The organism is Pseudalkalibacillus salsuginis, from assembly GCF_021646685.1.
In the GTDB taxonomy this organism is placed as follows: Bacteria; Bacillota; Bacilli; order Bacillales; family Fictibacillaceae; genus Pseudalkalibacillus; species Pseudalkalibacillus salsuginis.
The window spans coordinates 305,323-328,427 of sequence record NZ_JAKJHW010000002.1 but is presented as its reverse complement, the minus strand read 5'-3'; the positions used below and the strand labels follow the sequence as shown (position 1 = coordinate 328,427).

At 40.4% G+C, this 23,105-nt stretch carries 22 protein-coding genes and 1 pseudogene; 19 read left to right on the top strand and 4 right to left on the bottom strand.

The window, feature by feature from the left end:
- Nucleotides 1–243 precede the first annotated feature (243 nt).
- Both L1611_RS06765 and L1611_RS06760 read left to right on the top strand, forming a co-directional pair.
- Nucleotides 244–645, top strand: coding sequence for a DUF6220 domain-containing protein (locus L1611_RS06765; RefSeq protein ID WP_236312335.1), 402 nt, complete (start codon nt 244–246; stop codon nt 643–645).
- Nucleotides 646–832: 187 nt separating this feature from the next.
- Complete coding sequence (locus tag L1611_RS06760) at nt 833–1,342, top strand: hypothetical protein (RefSeq protein WP_236312334.1); 510 nt, start codon at nt 833–835, stop codon at nt 1,340–1,342.
- A gap of 65 nt (nt 1,343–1,407) precedes the next feature.
- Here L1611_RS06760 and L1611_RS06755 read toward each other — a convergent pair whose 3' ends face one another.
- Nucleotides 1,408–3,066 (bottom strand): YecA family protein, encoded by a 1,659-nt coding sequence (locus L1611_RS06755; RefSeq protein WP_236312333.1) that lies wholly within the window; start codon nt 3,064–3,066, stop codon nt 1,408–1,410.
- A gap of 218 nt (nt 3,067–3,284) precedes the next feature.
- Here L1611_RS06755 and L1611_RS06750 point away from each other — a divergent pair, with 218 nt between their 5' ends.
- The 7 genes from L1611_RS06750 (at nt 3,285) to L1611_RS06725 (ending at nt 9,172) form a co-directional block, all read left to right on the top strand.
- Nucleotides 3,285–3,692 carry a FixH family protein gene (locus L1611_RS06750; RefSeq protein WP_236312332.1) on the top strand — a complete coding sequence of 136 codons (408 nt, stop codon included), beginning with the start codon at nt 3,285–3,287 and terminating at the stop codon, nt 3,690–3,692.
- 13 nt (nt 3,693–3,705) lie between these two features.
- Nucleotides 3,706–4,296, top strand: a complete 591-nt coding sequence (locus tag L1611_RS06745; RefSeq protein WP_236312331.1) for an SCO family protein — start codon at nt 3,706–3,708, stop codon at nt 4,294–4,296.
- 21 nt (nt 4,297–4,317) lie between these two features.
- Nucleotides 4,318–4,839 (top strand): GNAT family N-acetyltransferase, encoded by a 522-nt coding sequence (locus L1611_RS06740; RefSeq protein WP_236312330.1) that lies wholly within the window; start codon nt 4,318–4,320, stop codon nt 4,837–4,839.
- Nucleotides 4,840–5,025: 186 nt separating this feature from the next.
- Complete coding sequence (locus tag L1611_RS20920) at nt 5,026–5,343, top strand: TIGR04104 family putative zinc finger protein (RefSeq protein WP_407681711.1); 318 nt, start codon at nt 5,026–5,028, stop codon at nt 5,341–5,343.
- 27 nt (nt 5,344–5,370) lie between these two features.
- The gene (locus L1611_RS06735; protein ID WP_236312329.1) at nt 5,371–6,165 is read left to right on the top strand and encodes an alpha/beta hydrolase; all 795 of its coding nucleotides are present in this window, start codon (nt 5,371–5,373) and stop codon (nt 6,163–6,165) included.
- Between the two features lie 197 nt (nt 6,166–6,362).
- The gene (gene katA, locus L1611_RS06730) at nt 6,363–7,823 is read left to right on the top strand and encodes a catalase KatA (RefSeq protein WP_236312328.1); all 1,461 of its coding nucleotides are present in this window, start codon (nt 6,363–6,365) and stop codon (nt 7,821–7,823) included.
- Between the two features lie 449 nt (nt 7,824–8,272).
- Nucleotides 8,273–9,172: a PhzF family phenazine biosynthesis protein gene (locus tag L1611_RS06725; protein ID WP_236312327.1), complete on the top strand. Its 900-nt coding sequence runs from the start codon at nt 8,273–8,275 to the stop codon at nt 9,170–9,172.
- 276 nt (nt 9,173–9,448) lie between these two features.
- Here L1611_RS06725 and L1611_RS06720 read toward each other — a convergent pair whose 3' ends face one another.
- Nucleotides 9,449–10,153: a MerR family DNA-binding transcriptional regulator gene (locus tag L1611_RS06720; RefSeq protein WP_236312326.1), complete on the bottom strand. Its 705-nt coding sequence runs from the start codon at nt 10,151–10,153 to the stop codon at nt 9,449–9,451.
- Nucleotides 10,154–10,294: 141 nt separating this feature from the next.
- Here L1611_RS06720 and L1611_RS06715 point away from each other — a divergent pair, with 141 nt between their 5' ends.
- Nucleotides 10,295–10,783, top strand: coding sequence for a DUF6022 family protein (locus L1611_RS06715; RefSeq protein ID WP_236312325.1), 489 nt, complete (start codon nt 10,295–10,297; stop codon nt 10,781–10,783).
- 356 nt (nt 10,784–11,139) lie between these two features.
- On the opposite strand, the gene L1611_RS06710 is transcribed toward L1611_RS06715, so the two are convergent.
- The gene (locus tag L1611_RS06710; RefSeq protein WP_236312324.1) at nt 11,140–12,636 is read right to left on the bottom strand and encodes a M1 family metallopeptidase; all 1,497 of its coding nucleotides are present in this window, start codon (nt 12,634–12,636) and stop codon (nt 11,140–11,142) included.
- A 610-nt stretch (nt 12,637–13,246) separates the two neighbouring features.
- Between L1611_RS06710 and L1611_RS06705 the strand changes: the two are divergent.
- The 9 genes and pseudogenes from L1611_RS06705 (at nt 13,247) to mgtE (ending at nt 21,464) form a co-directional block, all read left to right on the top strand.
- Nucleotides 13,247–13,947, top strand: a pseudogene (locus tag L1611_RS06705) (class I SAM-dependent methyltransferase).
- Nucleotides 13,948–13,962: 15 nt separating this feature from the next.
- Nucleotides 13,963–14,460: a GNAT family N-acetyltransferase gene (locus L1611_RS06700; protein ID WP_236312323.1), complete on the top strand. Its 498-nt coding sequence runs from the start codon at nt 13,963–13,965 to the stop codon at nt 14,458–14,460.
- A gap of 61 nt (nt 14,461–14,521) precedes the next feature.
- Nucleotides 14,522–15,037 carry a hypothetical protein gene (locus L1611_RS06695; protein ID WP_236312322.1) on the top strand — a complete coding sequence of 172 codons (516 nt, stop codon included), beginning with the start codon at nt 14,522–14,524 and terminating at the stop codon, nt 15,035–15,037.
- Nucleotides 15,038–15,114: 77 nt separating this feature from the next.
- A complete protein-coding gene (locus L1611_RS06690) occupies nt 15,115–16,248 on the top strand; it encodes an aminopeptidase (protein WP_236312321.1) in 1,134 nt (377 codons plus the stop codon).
- A gap of 453 nt (nt 16,249–16,701) precedes the next feature.
- Entirely contained in the window at nt 16,702–17,517 is an 816-nt protein-coding gene (locus L1611_RS06685; protein ID WP_236312320.1) for a DUF2642 domain-containing protein, read from the top strand.
- A 158-nt stretch (nt 17,518–17,675) separates the two neighbouring features.
- On the top strand, nt 17,676–17,882 hold the full coding sequence (locus L1611_RS06680; protein WP_236312319.1) for a hypothetical protein: 207 nt from the start codon (nt 17,676–17,678) through the stop codon (nt 17,880–17,882).
- Nucleotides 17,875–19,233: an arsenic transporter gene (locus tag L1611_RS06675; RefSeq protein ID WP_236312318.1), complete on the top strand. Its 1,359-nt coding sequence runs from the start codon at nt 17,875–17,877 to the stop codon at nt 19,231–19,233. Before L1611_RS06680 ends, L1611_RS06675 begins: the two co-directional genes overlap by 8 nt.
- Nucleotides 19,234–19,319: 86 nt before the next feature.
- Nucleotides 19,320–19,988, top strand: a complete 669-nt coding sequence (locus tag L1611_RS06670; protein WP_236312317.1) for an LSm family protein — start codon at nt 19,320–19,322, stop codon at nt 19,986–19,988.
- A 117-nt stretch (nt 19,989–20,105) separates the two neighbouring features.
- The gene (gene mgtE / locus L1611_RS06665) at nt 20,106–21,464 is read left to right on the top strand and encodes a magnesium transporter (RefSeq protein WP_236312316.1); all 1,359 of its coding nucleotides are present in this window, start codon (nt 20,106–20,108) and stop codon (nt 21,462–21,464) included.
- Between the two features lie 345 nt (nt 21,465–21,809).
- Here the strand turns inward: mgtE and L1611_RS06660 are convergent, their stop codons facing one another.
- On the bottom strand, nt 21,810–22,895 hold the full coding sequence (locus tag L1611_RS06660) for a CotH kinase family protein (RefSeq protein WP_407681710.1): 1,086 nt from the start codon (nt 22,893–22,895) through the stop codon (nt 21,810–21,812).
- Nucleotides 22,896–23,105 lie beyond the last annotated feature (210 nt).

The following is a 23,105-nucleotide window of genomic DNA, read 5'->3' as shown; positions in this document are numbered from 1 at the left end:
GATTTTTCAATAGCGATTTTTTAAAACCGAAATTCACGACATTCCTGCGGGAAAAGCGAGCCAGGCGCCCGGTACAAGTAGCAAAGAGGCGGATTGCCCGCGGTAAGGGAGTGATTCAAAGAAATCAACAATGTAGAGTGGATAAAGCCCATTCTTAAGGTTTATTTAATAAATGGTTTAGAAGATTTTTAGGAATGTACCTTATCCTTTTAAAAGAAATCATTTTTGAAAGGATGGGTTGTAATGGGTTCTTTAAAGATTCCACCAATGGTTCGCCGGACTGTCAGATTCATTTATGCTTTATCAGCTATTGTTTTGGTGATTTGTATCGTGCTTCAAGTCTTTATTGCTGGCTCTGCATTATTTTCAAACACGGGCAATTGGAAAATCCACGCCGATTTTGTCAGTTATTTTGAATTCATCCCACTTGGAATGTTCCTGCTGTCATTTATCGCAAAAATTAACGGGAAACTGAGATGGATATCCCTGGGAATGTATCTATTGATTTTGCTTCAATATATGACCATCCATGTATTCTCGGGTATGGGAAACATAATCGCTCTGCATCCGGTTTTTGCTCTCATATTATTCTGGGGAGGAATACATTTGGTCAAGAACTCTTATCCTTGGTTAACTGCTAAATAGACTTGGCGAAGTGGATTTTATGGGTCTATTATGGTTGATTCTGTTGACTCTGTTCAGTTGTAAAGTGGTCATAGTTTTGAATACAGAGAGGCAATTTAAGAAAGTGATCATCATTACCTATTCTCTCGTTTGTTTCTTTGTATTAGTTTTTGTATTCTCCACGATAGCTTAGGGAGGTTAGATCATCGTGAAGAAAATAGATTTGAAGACAAAAAGGATCTTACTCACGTTCCATCTGCTATTTTCAGGTATCATGTTAGGTTCGACTGTGGTTTTTTTGATTCTAAGCATTGCAGCCGCAGCTTCAAATAATCAGCAGGTATTGATGGCTTCCTATAAGACGATGAATTTATTAAGTAAGACATCGATCAGGGCGTCCACGATTGGTACAGTTGTTACTGGAATTTTTTTATCGGCCTTAACCCAATGGGGATTCCTTCGCTATTATTGGATCATTGCAAAAGAAGTGTTGACCATCTTTTGTATCGGGATTGGTATGGTTGGAATTTATATATGGTCATTGAACGGATTGACAATGGTCGAATCTGATGCGACTTTTAATCAAGAATTTATAATCAACCAAACTTCTCTTTTTGTAGGGATCATCATGCAGATCATTTTCCTACTTACAATGTTTTTCCTATCTGTCTTTAAACCCTGGGGGAAGAGGAAAGCTCGGAAAAAGGTTGAAGTTTAATTGCAAAAAGCAATAAAGGTATGACAAATTACGTCCTCCTTTATTGCTTTTTCCATACGGTGTTTCTATTCGATTTGAGCAAGCAAAGCGACCAGGGGTTCTTCCTCCATCCAGATTTCAAAATGATTGATCACGTAATCGATTGCTTCGTTTTCGTCTCCAATCCCAATAAAGTCAGGCGGCGTGGAGGGTAAACTTTTCTGATTCAGCATATAGTTTTTTACATGGGGATTGGCTGAATGTGCATCTTTCAATAATTCCAATGTCTTCTCAAAATTCCTGGTTTCCTTGTATTCCAATAGCGCTTTGTTGAAGGTGATGTTGGCGGTATTATCATCATATTCCTTGATCAACCGCCGTGCCTCATCGAATAATCCGTCTTTAATCAGATTAGGTAGAAGCACGTACCGGACACCTTGATTATCCATTGGATTTTCCTCGAGAAGTTCCCTTAGCAAATCGAGTGCGAAATCCCTTTCCCCCAACTCCAGTTCGCATTCTGCATAATTGAATTTAGCCGTCATATACGGTCTAGCTTCAAGATTCATCCACAAATGCCCTCTGTTTTCATTGATGAAATCGGTGCCTAGCTTCTCTTGTTCCTTCATCATGAGATCGAAAAAGAAATCTCCCTGTTCCTCCAAATCCAACACTTCATTTAGGTCTTCCGGGACTGAAGGATTTCTTTCAAGTTCAGGCTTAATCTCCTCCATGAACTCTAAAAATGAACGACTTCGGGTTGAAACCGTAGGTGGAGCAACACCATATTTATCAGCGATTTCCTTTTGTGTGACACGTCGTTCTTCAAAGTACGTATGGGCGACGTATTCCAGTCCTGCTGCATAGGATTCGACCTTTGTAATTTGCGGAAACATATGGTAGCAATAATCAACCCAAAGCTCGTAAAAGACGCTCATTCCTGCCTCGGTAAATATCCCTTTCGTGTTTTCCTCAAAGCAACTCCAAACCTCTTTTTCTGTTAAAGACAGCTCAGTATCATCTATAAGGAATTGTTCCGATTCTTCTAATGCATACATTAACCTGAACGCTTCCTGAATGATTTCAGGGTAGTATTTTTTCAGGTTTATTTGCGGCGGTGACTGTTGATCAATGCTACCTATCTTTTCTGTAACATCTTTTACTACATAGGATGGAACGAAGATCGGCGGACCGTTCACATAGAATCTCTCTTTAAATGGAAGTAATGACCCAATAAGGTAGAATCCATCCATCGGAGGACCATTCGGGATGTTTTCTAATTCAACACTTAACCTTTCTTCCGGTTTCATCGGATCTACTAAGGTACATATATTATCAGCATGATTCTCTACTAGGTAGACAGATGGTTTACATTGGAGCCAGTCTTCGACAGACTCCTGTTCTTCCTTTGAAAGTCTAGTGTTTTCAAGGAAAAGCTCTGCAGGCGATTTTTTTTTTGTAACGGGTAGGTGGAATGTACTCCAGCAATAGGAGGCTTCGAGTACATATTGAAAATGTTCTTCCGTGAACTCCTGGAAATCAAGCCGATCCAAAATAGTACTTTGGATGGCATCATTATAATAGTTGATCGCATACTCTATCAATTTGTTATGTAGTGCATAAAATTCACGCTGCTTCTTTTCAAAAAGGAAGTCAATGACATTATCATTCTTGTCGAGACAACACTTCTTGTATTTTTTACCGCTGCCGCATGGGCAAAGATCGTTCCGTCCAACTGTTTTCATATGGGAAACCTCCATAAATATTCTATTAACAATGCTACCATGAAAGGTTTAGAGGAAAAACACATATGGACATGAATCTTTCCCAACCAACTATGATGAAGGATTCTGTGTTTTAAGAAATGTTCACACAAGTATCCAGGTGTTGGGTTTAGAATGGAAGTAGAGTCGTTAACAATGTATATGAACGTAAACGCGAAGCAAGGGAAGGGATAGAACTCATGTATAAAGTGAAATGGTGGATTTTTACTGTGGTTTTTATTACTACGGTGACAGCGTGTGGGAATCTGGGGGATCATCAGGAACATGATGTAAAAGAGGTTTCAGTTAAACCTTTGGAAGTCGACTTGCAAGGGTCAGATCATCTCCGGAAAAATGAAACAGGTCATTTTGAGGCAATCGTTACGCAAGGTAATGAACAAGTAAATGATGCAGATGAAGTCGAGTTTGAAATATGGAAAGACGGTTCTAAAAAAGAAAGTATCATGTTAGAAGCGAAGAATGAGGGAAAGGGCGTATATTCGGTTGAATACGCCTTTGAAGAGGAGGGTGAGTATGTCGTCCAGTCGCACGTAACCGCACGGGACATGCATACGATGCCGACTAAAAAAGTGATTGTAAATAATTAGGAGGGTGACTTTCATGAAAAGAATAGGTTCTGTGATTGCAATTATTTCCATCATTATTTTAACGGCTTGCGGAGAAGAAAAGCTGAAAAAGCCGGATGATTTCAATTTCGAGGTCCAATCATTCAACTATACGGATCAGGACGGTAAAACTGTCAGTTTGGAAGATTTGAAAGGTAAAATGTGGATTGCTGATTTCATCTTCACGAGCTGCAAAACAGTTTGCCCACCGATGACGAATAGTATGGCCAGTCTTCAAAAGAATATTAAAGAAGCAGGACTTGAAGACGTAGAGATCGTTTCCTTCAGTGTGGACCCTGAGGTCGATAGTCCAGAAAAGTTGAAGCAATTCGGTAAAAAACATTATGCCGATTTTTCCAATTGGCATTTCCTTACAGGTTATGAACAAGGAGATATCGAAGCGTTCGCCGAAGAAAGCTTTAAAGCGGCAGTTCAAAAAACAGCAGCTTCAGATCAAGTATCACATGGTACCTCCTTTTACCTTGTTGACCAAAGCGGCACAGTTGTAACCCGATATAGCGGTACAAACCGTTCAGATGAGGACGACCAGAAAGTGATCCAGGATATCAAAGCACTTCAACAATAAGACCATAAGGGGGAGTTCGGGTTGTACAAAATCAGGGGAGAAGTAGTTGAAGACATCCAAAAGATTAAAGAAGTGAATGACCAGGCTTTCGGACAGGAAAATGAAGCGATGCTGGTCGAAGCGATCCGGAAATCCGATTCGTTCATTCCAGATCTGTCCCTGGTAGCGGAAACCAATGATGGAGATGTGATCGGGCATATCTTGTTCAGCCTGATCTCTATTGAAACAACCGATGGAAACGAATCGGTTTTAGCACTTGCTCCTATGGCAGTTAAACCAGAATGGCAAAACAAAGGTGTGGGATCATCACTCGTACGGGAAGGGCTTGAGCGTTGTAAAGCTGCAGATTATCGTTCCGTAGTTGTTCTCGGACATCCGGAATTTTATCCCAGGTTCGGTTTTGTCAGGGCAAGCACGAAAGGGATCCGACTGCCATTCGAGGTATCGGATGAAGTTTTCATGATCCATGAGCTGGTACCAGGTATACTTGAGGGAATCGAGGGGACAGTCCGATATCCAGAAGCCTTTTCAGAGGTCGAGTAATGATCAGACCGATTTTTTGTTTTCACGTTGCATTCCAGTGAATTTGCGCTATCTTATCGATAATTACGCTAGTGGGGGTTATGATAACGTCGAACAGTTCATAAGTACTGCTATGCAAAAATAAATTATTTTATATGGAAGGTATTGAAAGGTCGTCCGTAGAAATATAGGCAGAGGGGGAAGTTTATGCCGACATGTCAGGTGTGCCAACGTGAATGGACATGGAAACAAACTTTTATAAGACAATTCCGTTTTAATCATAGGATGACTTGTCCGTCTTGTGGAGAGAGTCAATACATATCAGCAAAAACCCGTAAGAAAATGATCGGGTATGTAATTCTTATCCCCTTCATTTTAATGTCCTTGATGGCGATAATCGATGTTACAGTTATCAACATTTCTCCAGGGTTACTCTATCTATCTGAGGTTTGTGTTTTTGCCATTTTAATCTTTCTACTCCCATTTTTTATCGAAATAACCAACACTGAAGAACCACTTTGGTGATGACCAACTATAAAGGTGTGATAATAGATGCTTGAAAACTATTCTCTAAAAATAGCTCCTTTTAATCAAGAAAGGGTAATCAGGGTTTACTTGCCTAAATCGTATGAACAATCTAATCAACAATATCCAGTTGTTTATATGCATGACGGGAAAAATGTGTTTCGGGACGAAGATGCTGTCGGCGGTAAATCATTGGAACTTGAACACTACCTCGACGAAAACAGTATTGATCTCATCGTGGTAGGGATCGATGCCCCGGACACGTTTGAAGATCGGGCCGACCAATATTGCCCTTGGAAAAACGGAGAATATTGCAGAACTTATTTTGGTGACGAAAGAGACATAGGCGGGAAAGGAAAAGAATATGTTAGCTTCATTGTCGAAGAGCTTAAACCATCCATTGATAAAAAATACCGAACGCAGGTTGATCAAACTACAATGGCTGGTATATCCTTAGGCGGACTCATTTCAACGTATGCAGCCTGCCGTTATCCCTCCATCTTTTCAAAGGCAGCGGGTCTTTCAACAGGATTTTGGCGCAACCAGGATGAAATAGAAGCATTGTTGAAAACCACGGATTTTTCTGCAAATAAGGGGATATATCTTGATTGCGGCACATATGAAACGAATGATGAAAAAATCAACGCTGAGTTTTTGAAGTCGAATCTGAGGATTAAAAGCATCCTTCAAGATACGGTCCCGAATTTCATCTTCAAAATCATTGATGGGGGAGAGCATGACTACCATTACTTCCAGAAACGAGTGCCGGATCTTGTTGAATTTATACTTCATGGCTCGTTAAAAACGACGGCTCAATCGTAAGGCACCGGATACAAGAGGCATGTTCCAATTTTAAACTGCATATATATCATTCAGACAAGTCTACGAGGTTGATGGTCAAATCAATCTCATTTTTTATACCAGATATCACATTATAATGATTTTAAAAAGATATTGATTTTTATTTGATAAGTGGTATTATTGGTTTGTACACTATTAATAGATGAGGTGATGAAAGAATGGGTAAGAACAAGAATCATATGACGACAAGCTGGGGTGCTCCGGTAGGGGACAACCAGAACTCGATCACCGCTGGTTCCCGTGGGCCGACGCTGATCCAGGATGTACACCTCCTTGAAAAATTAGCTCACTTTAATCGTGAACGTGTCCCGGAACGTGTCGTACACGCAAAAGGTGCAGGTGCACATGGATACTTAGAGGTAACGAATGACGTGAGTAAATACACCAAAGCGGATTTCTTATCAGAGGTAGGCAAGAAGACTCCTCTATTCGTACGTTTTTCTACCGTTGCCGGTGAGAATGGTTCTGCAGATTCAGTACGTGATCCTCGTGGTTTCGCAGTCAAATTTTATACAGAACAAGGAAACTATGATCTCGTGGGAAACAATACACCGGTCTTTTTCATACGTGATGCGATCAAGTTCCCAGACTTCATCCATACACAAAAGCGTCATCCGAAGACGCACTTGAAGAATCCGAATGCGGTTTGGGATTTCTGGTCATTGTCTCCGGAATCCTTGCATCAGGTCACGATCCTGATGTCCGACCGTGGCATTCCGGCAACCTACCGTCATATGCACGGATTCGGAAGCCACACATTCAAATGGGTCAATGCAGATGGTGACGCTGTCTGGGTGAAATACCACTTCAAGACACAGCAAGGCATCAAGAACCTGACAGAAGAAGTCGGTACGAAGATTGCCGGGGAAAATCCTGATTACCATACAGAGGATCTTTTCAATGCGATTGAAAATGGAGATTATCCAGAATGGAAGCTCTATGTACAGATCATGCCGCTTGAAGATGCAGACACTTATCGTTGGGATCCTTTCGATGTTACGAAGGTCTGGTCACAAAAAGATTATCCATTGATCGAAGTCGGAAAGATGGTCCTGAACAAAAATCCTGAGAACTATTTTGCAGAGGTGGAGCAAGCGACCTTCTCACCAGGCACACTTGTACCAGGTATCGATGTTTCCCCTGATAAAATGCTCCAAGGTCGACTGTTCGCATACTCTGATGCCCACCGTTACAGAGTTGGCGCCAATCATAATGCGCTTCCGATCAACAGACCACGAAACGAAGTGAAAAACTATCAACGTGATGGACAAATGCGATTCGATGATAATGGCGGGGGTTCTGTGTATTACGAGCCGAATAGCCATGGCAGTCCGAGTGAATCTCCTGAAAACAAGCAAGCAGCATACCCAGTATCCGGCGTGGCTGAAAGTGTCCCATATGACCATGACGACCACTACACACAGGCAGGAGATCTCTACCGCTTGATGGATAAGGGCGAGCGCGAACGACTCGTTAAAAATATCGTCGGTGCGATGTCAGGTGTTGAATCAGATGACATCAAACTCAGACAAATCCAGCACTTCTATAAAGCAGATCCGGAATATGGTGAAAGGGTCGCCAAAGGACTTGGATTGTCTGTACCGCAAGAAGTGAAATGAAGATTGAATAAAGAATGATGATAAGATAGTTAACGGGTTTTATTTTAGAGTACAGACAATAAATACACGAAGTAAAACGCAGGTGATTTCATAAAGTGAAATCTACCTGTGTTTTTTCTTGTGCAAAGATTTCCGCAATCGTCGAATTCACAAACCATTCACGGACTAAGAAATATATACAGGAATACTATGGGATTTGCCATATACTCTAGTATGCGAATAACAAGGGCTGCTAGAAAAACATGTTAAAATATAGATGATACTTTCCGTGGTGTTGTTCCAGTATAGAGGCTGGATTGTGGAAGACTTGATTTCAAGATAATCTTAAAAAAGTGGGGTATTATTTAAGATATTTCTCTTTAAGAATGGAATAGGTTCGCTAAACAAGAAAGAAGAAATGAATGTAAGATAATAAAGAGTTTCCAAATAGAACAATGGGGGAATGGGTTGTGAAGTCAATAATGGTGTCCCATTATGATGTATTTAGTAAAGAATCTAATAAAGGGAATCCCGCTGGAGTAGTTTTAAACGGGGATGAATTGACAGATATAGAAATGCAAGAGATTGCTTTCAAAGTAGGTTTTAATGAGACTGCTTTTCCAGTTAAATCGGAAGTATCAGATTTTAAAATACGTTTTTTTACCCCAGGTCACGAAATGAACTTATGTGGTCATGCAACATTGGCAACCGTTTATGCGTTAAAAACTAACGGGTTATTGGATGATAAAACAACTTTTACAATAGAAACAAAAGCAGGGATTTTACCTATAAGGACTTCTTCAACGACTGAAAGTGATCTATTAATAACGATGCAACAGGCTTCACCAAAATTTGAAGAATTCAAAGGGTCAAAAGGAAGTTTAGCTAAATCGATAGGAATTAAAGAATCTGATATTGATGGGAACATACCAGTATTATATGGAAGTACTGGTACTTGGACCTTATTAGTACCAATAAAAAAATTAGATTCTTTTAAAAAAATGAAACCTAATAATAAAGAGTTTCTTGGGATTTTAAAGGAAATGCCAAAAGCATCTGTTCATCCATTCTGTTTAGAAACCTATGATTCTATTGCTGACATGCATGCTCGTCACTTCTCTTCACCGTTTTCAGGTACTATTGAGGACGCAGTAACAGGAACTGCTTCGGGGGTAATGGGTGCCTATTATGCGAAATATATAAATAGCAATTTTAAAGAATTTCTAAACCTTATAGTTGAACAAGGTCATGAAATTGGAAAAGATGGTAGGGTTATGGTTCAGATCTCCAAGAATGGAGTATCCCTTGATGTTAAAATAGCTGGAAATGCAGTTTATGTTAAGGGTTTCGAAGTTTTGTCAGAAAATTAAAAAGCTGTAATTGAAAATTCACCTCATAAGGGAGCGTTTGCTGTGAGCAACTCCTGGCAGAAAACGTTTAAGCAGGGGAAGTTAGGTGAATTTTCTAATGGGCTTTTTAAGTGGACTAACTTTAATACTCCAAATAATAGTTACAGGCTGCTCAAATGAAGGGAAATATCAGAAGGAACAATTGGGGCTGAAGAGGATATTAGACCCAAATGCTGATATTTTTCAATATGATGGAGTATCTACAAGACAAATCATAAAATCTCTTGTATTTAATTGCTATTCGTCAAAGCCCAACATTTCCCATAATTGATAAAGATAATAGAGACCACGTAATTGTTCTTTATTTCGTATATTAAACTGTACATATATTTTATTTAAAATCATTTTTGTAGCTTCTATATCACCATCTTTTATTTCCTTTATGGACTGTTTAAGAGCGACTACGTCTTCCGAATAAATCAATGATTGACTTAATTTCATTAGAAATATTTTGATGAATTGAAAAGAATCATATAATCGATAATTGCTATTTTCTTGTCTGAAAGATTGGATATATCCTTCATCTTCCCAGTAACGAATGGTGGAGGGAGACAGACCGATTATCTTAGCTACATTACCAACCGTTTCTGGCTTTTTAATATACACTTTATATTCATAAATTTTAGAGATGTTTGAGCTAATATGGTCAGCCAATTCTTTTTCCACACCGTTTTTTGTTTGTTCCTGATTAATCACCCAAAGAGCATGGTGAGGGTTGTTTCGTCGAAACATTTTTAATACAGAAGATGTTATGTCCATACCAAAACTAGGAGCCATATTAACGATACATTCAAAATATGCCACATGTATTTGAGAGTAAGCTCTATACCGCTGGTCCAACCTCTTAACAGGTGGAACCAATCCTCTATCTTCATAGCTACGTAATGTGCTGGTACTTATATTTAGCTTCCTGGCGATATCTATTGGCCTCAATGGTTTCATTTATGGTTCTCCTTAACATTACAACTCATAAAAGGTTTTTATTATAATTGCTATCATTATAACTATTTATTAATTATAACCTTTCAATTGGCTTTAATGTTGTACGATGATAACGTAAATAATTATTGGGAGGAATTAATCTTGAAAGAACACATGATTAAGCCAAACATAACCATTGATGAAATAGGCAAAGCATTTTCTAGGTATATTGATGAGAATTGGGAAGAAGTTTTAAATAACCACAAAGAGAAGTTCGAAGCATTATTCCCAGAGTATGAAGACGCAACATATGGGATGTATTTAGATCACCTTTTACCACCTTTTTGGAAAGAGGTTGAAATGGCAGGATTCAGATCGGCAGAAAAAACAAAAGAGGATGACTTTATTATTGCAGGGTGTTTGAATTTTAGAAATTCCATCGAAAAAACTAAATGGAAGCCATATGAACACCGAGTGTTTTGGATCGTCATTGAAAATGATGGTCATCAGGAAATCGGTACCCTTATCTTTGAACTGTCTCACTCTCACTCAAAATTCAAGGTTCCAGAAGCACCTGTCGTAAGTATATTTAAAGTAACAGACAGAAAAGAAATAACCGAAAAAATAATAGAAAGAAAAGAAAACCAATAATTATCAATAATTAAGAATGAATGTAACCATTAATTTTGGAGGAACGAATTTTAATCAATTCGATCAATTTGTTATCAGATCCTGATTTCTTGTAGGCTACTTTATAACGAGGGATGGAAATGATGGATCTCTGTTTCCTCATACCATCCCGTCAATATTCCTGCATAATAAAACCCCTCCATAATAGACAGAGTAATGTGCTCTCTTTTTTCTGTCTAACTATGAAGGGAGCATATCACAAAACTGTCCTCCTTCTTTTTGGGGATATATCGTAGCAGATTTGAATTTTATCGGTGCAATTCTGATTTTTATCGGTGCAAATTCAAAATTTAACGGTGCAAACTCAAATTATATCGTTAATTTCCGTTTTCCTTATACTCGACAGGCTGGTTATTGAGCCATTGATTAAAGTAGGTTTCCGTTTCTGGGCCGACAACTTTTCGGAAGGAATCAAGCAAATCATCTTTTGTTGCAAATGCGAATTGATTGTTCTCATAATAATGGGCGAGGGCTTCATTCATTTTTTTGACACCGATTTCCTCTTCCAATTTGTTGAATATTTGCGGACCGACTCCGTAAATGAGCGCTGCATAAAGTTCATCATTTGGAAATCCAGATGTCGGTGTAGAAATCGATTGGCCACTTTTGGAAAGTTCGGGCAGTTGCTCTGTTATTTCCTGATACCGTCCAGCATGGTAAGAAGCCAATTCAGGATAATGTTCTTTTAAAAACTGCAGGGTCGAGTAGTTCGTCAAGCTTTCATCAAGCCAAGGCTCCTCGATTGGATGGTTCCCAACGACCGCATACCACCATTGATGAGCGATTTCATGTACGATGGTCGAGATGAAATAACTTTCCCCAGAATTGTAATGATTGCTGTTAACGACAGTCATACCGGGATATTCCATACCAGTGAACGTCTTCGGACCTGGTACGATATCAAATTCATCATAAGGATTTTCCCCGAATGCCTGATTGAAGTGTTCAAAAGCTTTTTTAGCAGCTGAATGATAGATTTCAAAGCTTTCCTCAGATTCAGGCGTGTACCAACTTCGGATCATGATCCCATCAACATTTTCGCTTTTGATCTTATACTTAGGATCCATTACACACATTGCAAACTCCCTGACCTTTTCAGCTTCGAATTTATATGTCTTTTTCGTTTCGTATTCGATCGGAGCTGATTTTTCAATACCTGTCGTGGCAATGTGATATTCTTTTGGAACAGTGACACTGACAAAATAATCAGCAGGCTCATTGTAGCCTGGGTCCCCGATCGGTTGGAATTCATTCATATACCAACCGTCCTTTTCGTAGACGGTTCTTGTCGGCAGCCAATTCGCAAAAAAGATGTTGTCTTCCGTATAAGAAAAGGTTCCCTCATTAAAGGGTACGTTAATATCAAATTCCATCGTCAATTCGATCGTTTCATTTTCTTCCCAATTGTCTATCGGAATTTCCAGCATTGTATCGTTAACCTTGAAATCAGTAACAGCTCCATCTACAGTGATCTTTGTAAAGCCTAACCCGCCTGGTTCGGGATGTGGTCCCAAGAAATCCCGCCAGGCTTCACTTGTAAGTTTGTCGAGATCACTGAATTTATTCGCAAGCACCTGGAAATAAATCTTATCTTGCTTCCTTCCTGTATCGTTCTTCGTAAATATTTTCATGTACGCTTTTGCTGTTTTCTTGTCTGGATATACTTCTACATCCACCTTATAAACCGTATTAACATCTTCTAATTTAGGGTTTGAACTAAAAGTCTGAAGGAAATCTGTCTCATCATGAAAGAAATACAGCACAACCCCTAAAAGAAGCAGGAAGGTAACGCCGAACCATAGGATCGTTTTCATACAGTCCCCCATTTTTTCTATTTTTCTATAGTATAGTTTTCAACAACTAACAGATATTACCTCTTTAAGATCAACTTCAAATCTTTTAATTTTTGCTAAAGGTTTTGTTAAATAATAATGTTGATTTTTATAGGAAATTTTCTAAAGCGAAATTCGCGACAACGGGAAAGCGAGCCAATCGAGACCCCGCAGCGATTTAAGGATCTTCGACTAACAACCACCACGTCTTGTGGTGAACGTCGAAGCCAGCACATCCTGTGCAAGTGAGCGAGGGGGCTTGTGGATCGCCCGCGGAAAGGGAGTGAATTTTGCATATTTCAACAATAAACTTTAACAGAGCCTTGCTAAAAAAAGTTGAGGAGGAGAATCCCCTGGACAATAGGGGCTCTACGGTAGGTGTTCGATACGAGCAAAGTTTTGAAATAAGAAAGGTACCCGACCGCTCTTTTCCAGTAATATCGAGTGGTGCAATTATCATGATTTTGGTGCAATTACGTAAATATTGCCACTACAAAAATGATTCCCTGAAAATCAACTTTCGCAAGGATTAGGGACGTTTTTATAGAATTATAGAGGGTGGTTCAAAAGTAGAGAGTGGGGTGACCAACTAATGTTAAGAGAAACGATCCATACGGCTGAAGATGTTATGAGAATGCTTGATTCGATGCTCAGAGATGAAGCACAATTCTGGGATTCCTTCTACGAAGACAGGGAGAAGGGGGTTCCATTCTTTGTGAATGTTCCTGACGAAATTTGGTTGAGTATTTTGATAAGGACCTCCTCAAAGCTGGGCGAGTTCTTGAACTGGGGTGCGGGCCGGGACGGAATGCAATCTATTTTGCAGATAAGGGATGTCAGGTCGAAGCGATCGATCTTTCCGAAACAGCTCTCCAGTGGGCAAAGGAGCGGGCAAAGGAAAAACAGGCAGACATTCATTTTATAAAAGGGAGTCTCTATGATCTTACGGCTGAAGCGGGTACATATGATATCGTTTATGATTCCGGATGCTTCCATCATATCCCGCCGCACCGCCGAATCAGTTTTCTTCAGCTTATCCAAAAAGCACTGAAGCCTGGCGGTAAATTCGCGATCACTTGTTTTTCTGCAGGAGATATGGGTGCAGAGATTTCAGATTGGGAAGTGTACCGTCAACAAAGCATGAAAGGCGGTCTCGGATATACAGAGGAAAAGTTAAAAGAGGTGTTCCGTGACTTCGACGTGATTGAATTCCGTAAAATGAAGGAGATCGAACAGCCGGCTGATTCATTCGGGGCACCGTTTCTTTGGACTGCCCTTTTCCAAAAGAACTAGAAGAGGAGAATGGCGATGAAGATAAGATTAATAGAAGAGCCAGATGCGGAAGCCTTTTTGAATCTGCAGCAACAACTGGATAACGAAACGGAGTTCATGATGTACGAACCTGGTGAGCGGGACATGGATTTAGAATACCGGAAAAAGAGTGTCAAACAATATATCGAGGATCCGCGAACTGCTGTCTGGGTCCTCGAAAACGAAAGTCGGCTTGTCGGTTTCCTCGGTGCTTTCGGAAACAAACCGAGACGGATCCAGCATAGAGTGTATCTTGTTATCGGTATCCTCCAAGAGGCAGCTGGCCAAGGTTTTGGAGCGAAGCTTTTCGAGAAGCTCGACAACTGGGCGAAATACACTGGCATCCACCGACTGGAGCTGACCGTCATGGCCCATAACGAAGCAGGGATCGCATTGTATAAAAAAATGGGGTTTGAGGTCGAAGGAACGAAGCGCGATTCGATGCTCATCAATGGAAAATATGTTGATGAATTTTATATGGCAAAATTGATGTAAGAGATGGAAAAAGCGTTTGATCCTTATTTAAATACGGACGAGAGATAAGTTAGGGGACACTATGAAATTGAAATTAGTTGTACTTGTTGTTCTATTTTTTGGGATAGGAATCTATACGTTTTTCCAGATGACGGAGCCGACGGTTGAGGCGGCGGTTTCTAAAACCATAATCGAAAGTGAATATGAACGTTCTAATGATTCCTTTGAACTTGTCGAGGTTCCAGATTCAAACTATTATCTAGCTATTTACAATGAACCGAATCAAATCCTGGTGCTAGAGTCAAAAGACTTGTGGGGTAGGTACAATACGTCGGTCGACTCAGGCATGAACCTTTATGCACATACCAGAAAAGGCAGTGATCATTTTATGAATGATAAGCTTAAGTACGGAACAGTCGAGATCCCAGAAGGAAAAACAGCCTTTATAGAGGGCAAACCGGTTTCCATACTTGGCCTTGGTCGATATTTTTCGGAAACGAAATTTTACGCTGATTATAAGGACCTTTATTTCTATCATTTAGAGACACCAAAAAAAATTAAAGCAGGGGCTTTTGATACCATTGTGGAGGTTCAATGAGGAAAAGTGAAGGGTAAAGAAGGAATCAACCTCCAATTATCGAAATGAGTAGTTGAAAAAAGGAAGGAGTTGAAGGAATGAGAGATGAAAGACTCGTTCGATTAGCCAATACTGTGGTCAACCATTCACTTGAATTGAAAAAGGATCAAGTGGTATTAATCACCGGAAGTATTGTCGCTAAACCATTGATGAAGGAAATTATCCGTGAGGTATACAAGGTTGGAGGCAAGCCATTTATCGAGTTACAGGATGATGAATTGAATGTGGAAATTGCAAAATCATCAACTGAATCCTCTATCCAAATTTCAAAAGGCTGGCTGGAGAAGAAAATTGAAGATATCGACGCATTTATACATATACGTGCAGTGGATAATGATGCAGAACTGTCGGAAGTCCCGACGGATAACATGCAGCTTAACGGGAAGGTGATGAAGCCTGTCTACGATGTTTTGACGAATCAGCGTAATTGGGTACTGCTCGATTATCCTACTTCTGCTGCTGCACAAAAAGCAAAGATGGGCACAGAACGCTTTGAAGATTATGTGTTTGAAGTGTGTGGAATCGATTATGAACTGTTGGCTGACAGGCAAAAAGCGCTTCAAGATCTGATGGGGCGTACAGGAAAAGTGCGGATCGTGGCTCCTAATACAGATATTACTTTTTCAATCAAGGATATCCCAATTGTTGCAAGCCATGGGAAGCGGAACATCCCAGATGGGGAAATTTTTACGGCACCCGTGAAGACCAGTGTCAATGGAACGATCACTTACAACACACCATGCCCGTACAAGGGAGTCACTTTCAATAACGTATCGTTAACTTTGAAAGATGGGAAAATTGTCGATGCATCCTCAGATAATACGGAAAAACTGAATGAAATTCTGGATTCTGATGAAGGTGCACGTTATATCGGGGAGTTCGCGATCGGATTGAATCCGTTGATCAACGCCCCTGTCGGCAATATCCTTTTTGATGAAAAAATTAATGGCAGCATCCACTTTACACCTGGCTCAGCCTATGAATCTGCCGATAATGGAAACCGTTCGATGGTCCATTGGGACATGGTGTTGATATTGAGAAAGGAATTCGGGGGAGGGGAGTTGTATTTCGATGACCAGTTGGTTCAAAAGGACGGTCTGTTTGTATTGGATGAACTGAAACCGCTGAATCCGGAACAATTATTACAAAAAGAGGAAAACGTGCACGTCTAAAAATAATAAATACTCTATACGGACATTCGAGCACGAAAAACCGGGTGAAAGTGTTCTATAGTTGAATAAACCAGGCAGGCCTATTGAAATGATCTTCGATAGGCCTGTTTTTTGTGTGTGGTAAAGCACGCCATATGTACGGGATACATGTATTCTTAACCGCGTATGCCCAGACCCGATCTGCTTTACTTGAAGGGCTTTAGATCGTTTTTAGGTAGATATTGTGCCAACATATCCGCCTAACAAAATCCGTCTAATTGATAGACTACTATCTTACTTTCCTCTCCTGAAAAGGGCAGAATCCCCAAATTACCTCCCTTATAAGGCGAACTCTTCTCTAGCAAACAACCATTTTTTCATAATTAGACGGACAACCATACCGTATATTATCCCATTACATATAATGCAAGGACAAGCGAGGTCAAAACCAAAATTTTAGGAGGAAATATACGTATGACAATTTCGCGTAAAAAAGTTGAATCATTAGTTGGATTATCCATCAAGGTCAACATTGGAGGACCAGAATCACGTGATGGACATCTATTAGGTACTACAGATGAGTATTTGGCTCTTCTGCATAAGGATGTTGTCGTTTATTACCAATTGTGCCATTTGAAAAGTGTTTCGATCAATTCTGCAAAGCTTTCTAAACGATCACATAAAAAACATTTCATCGATGATTGCACATTAGAGGAGCTTCTTAAAAAGTTGAAGCATCACAAGGTGAAAATTAACCGAGGTGGACCAGAAAGCGTCGAAGGTGTGTTGAGTGAAATTCACAAAGATCACATCGAACTTACAGTAGGCGATAAAATCTTGTTCATCACAATCCATCACATCAAGAGTGTCAGCAAGGTTGATAAGAAGTCATCTGGAAAAAAATCTTCAGGGAAGAAATCAGACGGCAAGAAATCAGACGGTAAAAAGTCTTCAGGCAAGAAATCTGATGGTAAAAAGTCTTCAGGCAAGAAATCTGATGGTAAAAAATCCGATGGTAAGAAAAAGTCTTCTGGGAAGAAAGATCACAAGTCATCTTGGAACTCTTCCGGCAAACACTCTTCCGGCAAACACTCTTCCGGTAAATGCGACGTTTCAGATGCCATGAAGAAAGCTCGCAGACATGGAAACGACAAATATATGTGGAACGATCCATACGGATCATCTGGAAAAAGTTCTTCATCAGGAAAGAGATCACATGACAAGAAATTCAAAAAATCCAGAAAATCATCTTTAACTAGCTTGGAGCGTAAAGGCTGGGTCAAGCTTTAATCTTGAACCGGCTTCTTCACCTGAAGAACGAGTACAAGTCAAATCCAGTACCAGGGTAAACATAGCTCAGCCAAGAATAAGCTTGGCTTTGCAAAGTTTCCCTGGTCAATAAATGAAAATAAATGCATTCAACCTGAAAATGGAAGGAGGAGATAAGGATGCTCGTTACATTGTTCATACTTTTCACTGGTTGGATCCTCTATCTATTGATGAAACCGATTGAAGAAACAGACCTCCCAGCATATATGTCAGAAAATGATCCACCACAAGTCGAAATTGCCTCCTTACATCATGAAAGAAAGGTCATTGAGATTGAAAATATCTCGTCAGAAACTGATAAAAACGAGGCGAGGGAACGTGAATGACCAAATGATCTTACTACCGCTTATCATCTTTGCACTGACTATTTTTGTGATGATCTGGAAGCCCTTTCGGATCAATGAAACGATACCCACGACAATCGGGGCCTCCCTTTTTCTTCTGTTTGGCATCGTACCGCTGTCAGACCTTCTTTCCATATTCAATATTGTCAGCGGTGCAGCCATCACGATCCTTTCCTCAATTGTCATGTCAATCATCTTAGAAAGCCTAGGCTTCTTCAATTGGGTTGCGTATAATCTTGTCAACCGGGCAAAACAATCAGGGCTCAAGCTTTTCATATATACGACGGCACTCTGTTTTGCGATGACCCTTTTTTTCAATAATGATGGCAGCATTCTTATTACGACCCCTATCATCATCAAAACCGTCAACATGCTCAATTTGAAAAACAATCAAAAAATAGCCTATCTCTTGCCCGGAGCGCTGATCGCCACTGCAGCAAGCGCACCGATTGCTGTCAGCAACATTGCAAACCTGATTGCTTTGAAAATCGTTGGTCTTGACATCAACAGCTACGTTTCACTGATGTTCGTCCCGTCCATGATCGGAATTGGAGTGATCACACTTCTTTTATACTTGTATTTCAAAAAAGACATCCCCAAAAAGCTTCCAAATTTGAAATTGCATATGAAAAACTACGAAGTAAATAAGCGATCTCTTCCGCATCCTTTATCGATTCATACCACCTCACCCCAGGTCGATTGGGGACTATTCAAAATTTGTATGATCATCATCGTGGCGACACGCGCTGGGTTTTTCTTGTTGACGCCATTCGGAATCTCCCTAGAATGGATTGCAATAATTGGTGCAGCAGCTTTGATTGCAGTACGATGGTTCAAATCAAAGGTAGGGGTGAAAGACGTTGTCAAAAAGACTCCTTGGCATATTCTCTTATTTGCATTCAGCATGTACATTCTCGTATATGGCCTGCATAACATCGGGCTGACCGATGTATTGATCCAGCAGCTTTCTGATGTCGTTAAACAAGATCGTCTTTCTGCCATTTTCACGATGGGTGGTTTATTGACTGTCCTTTCGAATACCTTCAACAATTTACCAGCAGTCATGATCGGTACATTGACTTTGACCGAGATGGACTTGGACGCACATACACTCCAGGTGGCGTATCTTGCGAATATCATCGGCAGTGATATCGGAGCACTTCTGACACCTGTAGGAACATTAGCGACATTACTTTGGATGTTCATCTTACGTGAGCATAAAATCCATATTAGCTGGAAGCAGTATACGAAGATTGCATTCATAGTGATTCCTTTAGGGTTGATCATTAGTCTATTAAGCTTGTATCTGTGGACAAACTGGATTTTCGGGTAGATTCTGGGACACTTGACTAAAAGGTCGGTATCTCTGCCTGAAAGAATGGCAGAGGTATCAAATTCATTTAAAGGAGGAGGATCATCTTGAATAAATATAAACGCTACATTGGTGAAAGAGTCGAATTAACCTTAAGCGGCAAAAATCGTATAAAAGGAATCCTGATCGATACGGGATCGAACATCGTAGTCATATATGATGGAAAGGACTATCTCTACGTCCCATTGGTCCATGTCCAAAACCTGCATTTCAATTGCAAGGATGAAGAACCGATCCCAGAGCCGACAGAATTTCCGATGTGGAGTGAGGAAGAAGATACGATATCACTTCGTAAAATCTTGAACAATGCGAAAGGGATTTTCACAGAAATTTTCGTGACGAGCAACCAATCGATCCATGGCTATGTTGTTAATGTCATGAATGATTACTTTACGTTTTTCTCACCGGTCCACAAGACACTCTATATTCCTCTGCAGCACTTAAAATGGTTGATCCCATATAATCATCAGCACAGGCCTTATTCATTAGGCAGCACCGAACTTCCTCTGACCCCTTCCAATGTCCCGTCATCACGTACTTTTGAAGAACAATGCAAAAAGCACGTCGGGAAAGTCGCCGTTTTTGATCTGGGTATGCATCCATATAAAATCGGAAAACTGGTCAATATCGAGGATGGTCAGCTGGAGATTATCGTTGCAAGGAATCAAACGATCTACCTCAATATTCAACACATTAAGACGGTACAATTTCCGTAGTCCATAAAAACTTTTCTACAGGTGGATGTAAGCCATGATGTAGAAAAGTTACATATAAAAGGCAATAATAGAGAGTATAGTTTCAAACTACTCTTTTCAGAATGGGTGTGATGACAGATGTCCATGGTCATGACCGAAAATGAATTGACACTTGCGATCATCCAAACATTGAAGGATGGAAAGAAGAATGCTTTTCAGGAGATTATGGAGGAGTTGCAACCATATGATATGGCACAGCAATTCATCCATCTACCTGCAAAGCATCGTAATAAATTCCTGTTGTTCCTCTCGATCCAACAGTTGACGGAACTGATCCAGGATCTTGATAAAGAATACCAGCTTGAGGTTCTGCACAAACTGGGGATTGAAAAATCTACGCAGGTACTTGATTTGATGGAAAATGATGATCTTGCAATGTTGCTGATCGATCTTGATCCTGACAAGATTGAAGAGCTGTTATCGGAAATGAAGGATGAGGAATCCGAGATTGTTCAGAATCTCATGAACTATCCACCCGAGACGGCAGGAAGGATTATGAACAACCGATATGTTTGGATCCCCAAACATTATTCAGTCCGTGAATCAGTCAATAAATTGAAGCATTTTGCAGAACTGGCTGAATACCTTAACTATCTATATGTCATCGATAAGGGCAAGAAGCTTGTCGGTGTCGTCTCCTATAAAGATCTGTTATTGGCGGATCTCTATGACAAGATTGAAGATATCATGTACAGCCGTGTTGTGAAAGTGGATGTACATACGGATCAGGAAGAGGTTGCGAAAATCATCAGCCGTTATGACTTTGTCACCATTCCTGTGGTTGAAGAGGATGATAAATTGGTTGGCGTCGTGACCGTCGATGATATTATCGATGTCGTCATCCGAGAAGCGAATGAAGATATTGAAAAGTTGTCTGCCTCTGGTAAAGCGATCGACTTTAACACCAGGCCTGTAGTTGCAGCGTATCGGCGCTTGCCATGGTTGATTTTGCTATTATTCATCGGATTGATTTCCGGAAGTATCATCAGCGGTTTCGAAGCCACATTGGAACAAGTTGTTGCCCTGACTTTTTTCATGCCGATGATTGCCGGAATGACAGGAAACACAGGAACGCAATCACTTGCCGTAGTAGTAAGGGGGCTTGTTTCAGAGGATCTGAATATTCGTGAGGTCTTTAAACTGATTTTCCGGGAATTATGGGTGGGCATGCTCATTGGTATCACGTGTGGAATACTGATTTCGATCATCGCTTACATTTGGCGTGGAAATCTTACTTTAGGCCTGGTGGTCGGAAGCTCATTGCTATTGACATTGATCATCGGGACACTGGCAGGTACGATCATACCTTTGATTTTATATAAATTGAAGGTCGATCCAGCTGTCGCTTCCGGACCGTTGATCACCACGATCAATGATATCTTGTCGCTTTTGATCTATTTCGGGATTGCGACTGCATTCATAACAAGGCTATCTTGATTTTTAAAAGGGTGATCGAAAAGCCTTTTTAAGGAGAAAACCCAGGAAGAAATAGTGATTCTTCCTGGGTTTTTCTTGTTCTGAAGATCGGTTTGTTCTGTTGGTTCAGTCCATGGGCTGTTTTATAATCGTGCAAAAATTATAGAGGACACCTATTCTGCTATTCGTGACAAACAGGGGTTTTTAATAGAAGACATTTGTCCGCTATACGGAGAAAAGACCGCTGATTTTTTCAGCAATTAAGGTCACCTAAGTCCCTTAAAGTTTTGTAGTAGATCACAAACAGCCTCCTCGTTCGGACCTCCAGTGACCTTCGTGGCTGAACAGGGCAATTGCGCTTTTCTTTTAAACCAAATCGGAAAGGTGGTTCCGTAAATAGCGGTTGCGTTCTTTAATATAGCCTAAAATGAATTCTAGTTCGCTGTAAAATTGATTCACAGTTCCCTTCAAGTGAGGATCTTTCTTTAAATAGGGTTCGATCTGTCGGTACATTTTGCGTATGTTTTTTCCAAGATATTCAGGTGTGAACTGGTTCTTAAGAATTTTTTTAAGAATCATGAAGTATTGACCCCTGAATGACGAAACATCGAGGAGCCGCGCCGTTAAGGTGTTATAGCCCTGGATCGGAATGTAATCGCAATCCATCTCCTCCCCGTGGATATCCCGACCGAACGTAGCATCATAATCCCATGGGATGATTTCGAATAAACCGGTATCACTACGGCGGTACAGCGCATAATTGTGGATGAACCCGTCAAAGTTCTGCGTACAGACGACACCCGCGAGCCATCTTAAGTATTTATCCACATCCAAGTACCGGTGGATTTCCGTTTCAAAATCTTTCTGGGATATCGTATTGATCTGATAAATGAATTTCGCCAACTCGGCTGTGTCCCGATTATCTCCCTCTTTACGGCTGTACCCTGACTCGAAGCGTTGTTTGATATCCTCAAGAACCGGACTCATCAAGGAGAAATTCGCATTATCATTTTCCGCATAAAAAATAGGACCCTTCGGTAAATTCCTGCTCTTTAAAAAGCATCGGTCAACGGATTCAAGCTGGAGGTAGATCCCCTGAAATTCACCATTGATCGTCAAAAGCACATAGTTAGACCTGGGGGATAGGACCCCGATTGAAGAAAAGAAATCAAGAGAGAGCTTATTCCGCATCAGTGATTTATCGATGTATTCTGCATTCAGGTGCAGTTCCTTAATACCTGAAGTCACTTTTGGGAAAATGATCTGGTAGGACTTCTTGGTCATCTTGCGGATATGAGCTCCACGGTAAAGAAAATCGATATCATAGACGGTATCGCCGACCACCAATTCTGCCTCTACGGGATCCTCTGACCGGAAATCTTTTTTAAAGTGCTGATAAACATCATCATCAATGTAAATTTCGTAGCTTGGCATGTCCTTATCGCTTCTCATCCAATCTTCCTTTACACTTTTCTACTCCTATCACTATATGAAAAAGGTGTGAATACGTACCTGTTTATCATTAGACACCAGATGGGGTATCGCCAACCAAGAACCGAATAATCTTGAACAGGAGGAAATTGGAAAATGATGTTTTGTCATAAACTTGCAATACTTTTCGAATCCCTTTAAAAAATAACCTTTCTGAAATCCCTGGTCTCT

Bases quoted from the DNA above. Each gene is read 5' to 3' on its own strand.
- L1611_RS06735 (WP_236312329.1), top strand. From the start codon at position 5,371: ATGCTTGAAAACTATTCTCTAAAAATAGCTCCTTTTAATCAAGAAAGG.
- L1611_RS06690 (WP_236312321.1), top strand. From the start codon at position 15,115: ATGAGAGATGAAAGACTCGTTCGATTAGCCAATACTGTGGTCAACCAT.
- L1611_RS06700 (WP_236312323.1), top strand. From the start codon at position 13,963: ATGAAGATAAGATTAATAGAAGAGCCAGATGCGGAAGCCTTTTTGAAT.
- L1611_RS06745 (WP_236312331.1), top strand. From the start codon at position 3,706: ATGAAAAGAATAGGTTCTGTGATTGCAATTATTTCCATCATTATTTTA.
- L1611_RS06660 (WP_407681710.1), bottom strand. From the start codon at position 22,895: ATGAGAAGCGATAAGGACATGCCAAGCTACGAAATTTACATTGATGAT.
- L1611_RS06695 (WP_236312322.1), top strand. From the start codon at position 14,522: ATGAAATTGAAATTAGTTGTACTTGTTGTTCTATTTTTTGGGATAGGA.
- L1611_RS06765 (WP_236312335.1), top strand. From the start codon at position 244: ATGGGTTCTTTAAAGATTCCACCAATGGTTCGCCGGACTGTCAGATTC.
- L1611_RS06710 (WP_236312324.1), bottom strand. From the start codon at position 12,636: ATGAAAACGATCCTATGGTTCGGCGTTACCTTCCTGCTTCTTTTAGGG.
- L1611_RS06755 (WP_236312333.1), bottom strand. From the start codon at position 3,066: ATGAAAACAGTTGGACGGAACGATCTTTGCCCATGCGGCAGCGGTAAA.
- L1611_RS06750 (WP_236312332.1), top strand. From the start codon at position 3,285: ATGTATAAAGTGAAATGGTGGATTTTTACTGTGGTTTTTATTACTACG.
- L1611_RS20920 (WP_407681711.1), top strand. From the start codon at position 5,026: ATGCCGACATGTCAGGTGTGCCAACGTGAATGGACATGGAAACAAACT.
- L1611_RS06720 (WP_236312326.1), bottom strand. From the start codon at position 10,153: ATGAAACCATTGAGGCCAATAGATATCGCCAGGAAGCTAAATATAAGT.
- katA (WP_236312328.1), top strand. From the start codon at position 6,363: ATGGGTAAGAACAAGAATCATATGACGACAAGCTGGGGTGCTCCGGTA.
- mgtE (WP_236312316.1), top strand. From the start codon at position 20,106: ATGTCCATGGTCATGACCGAAAATGAATTGACACTTGCGATCATCCAA.
- L1611_RS06685 (WP_236312320.1), top strand. From the start codon at position 16,702: ATGACAATTTCGCGTAAAAAAGTTGAATCATTAGTTGGATTATCCATC.
- L1611_RS06680 (WP_236312319.1), top strand. From the start codon at position 17,676: ATGCTCGTTACATTGTTCATACTTTTCACTGGTTGGATCCTCTATCTA.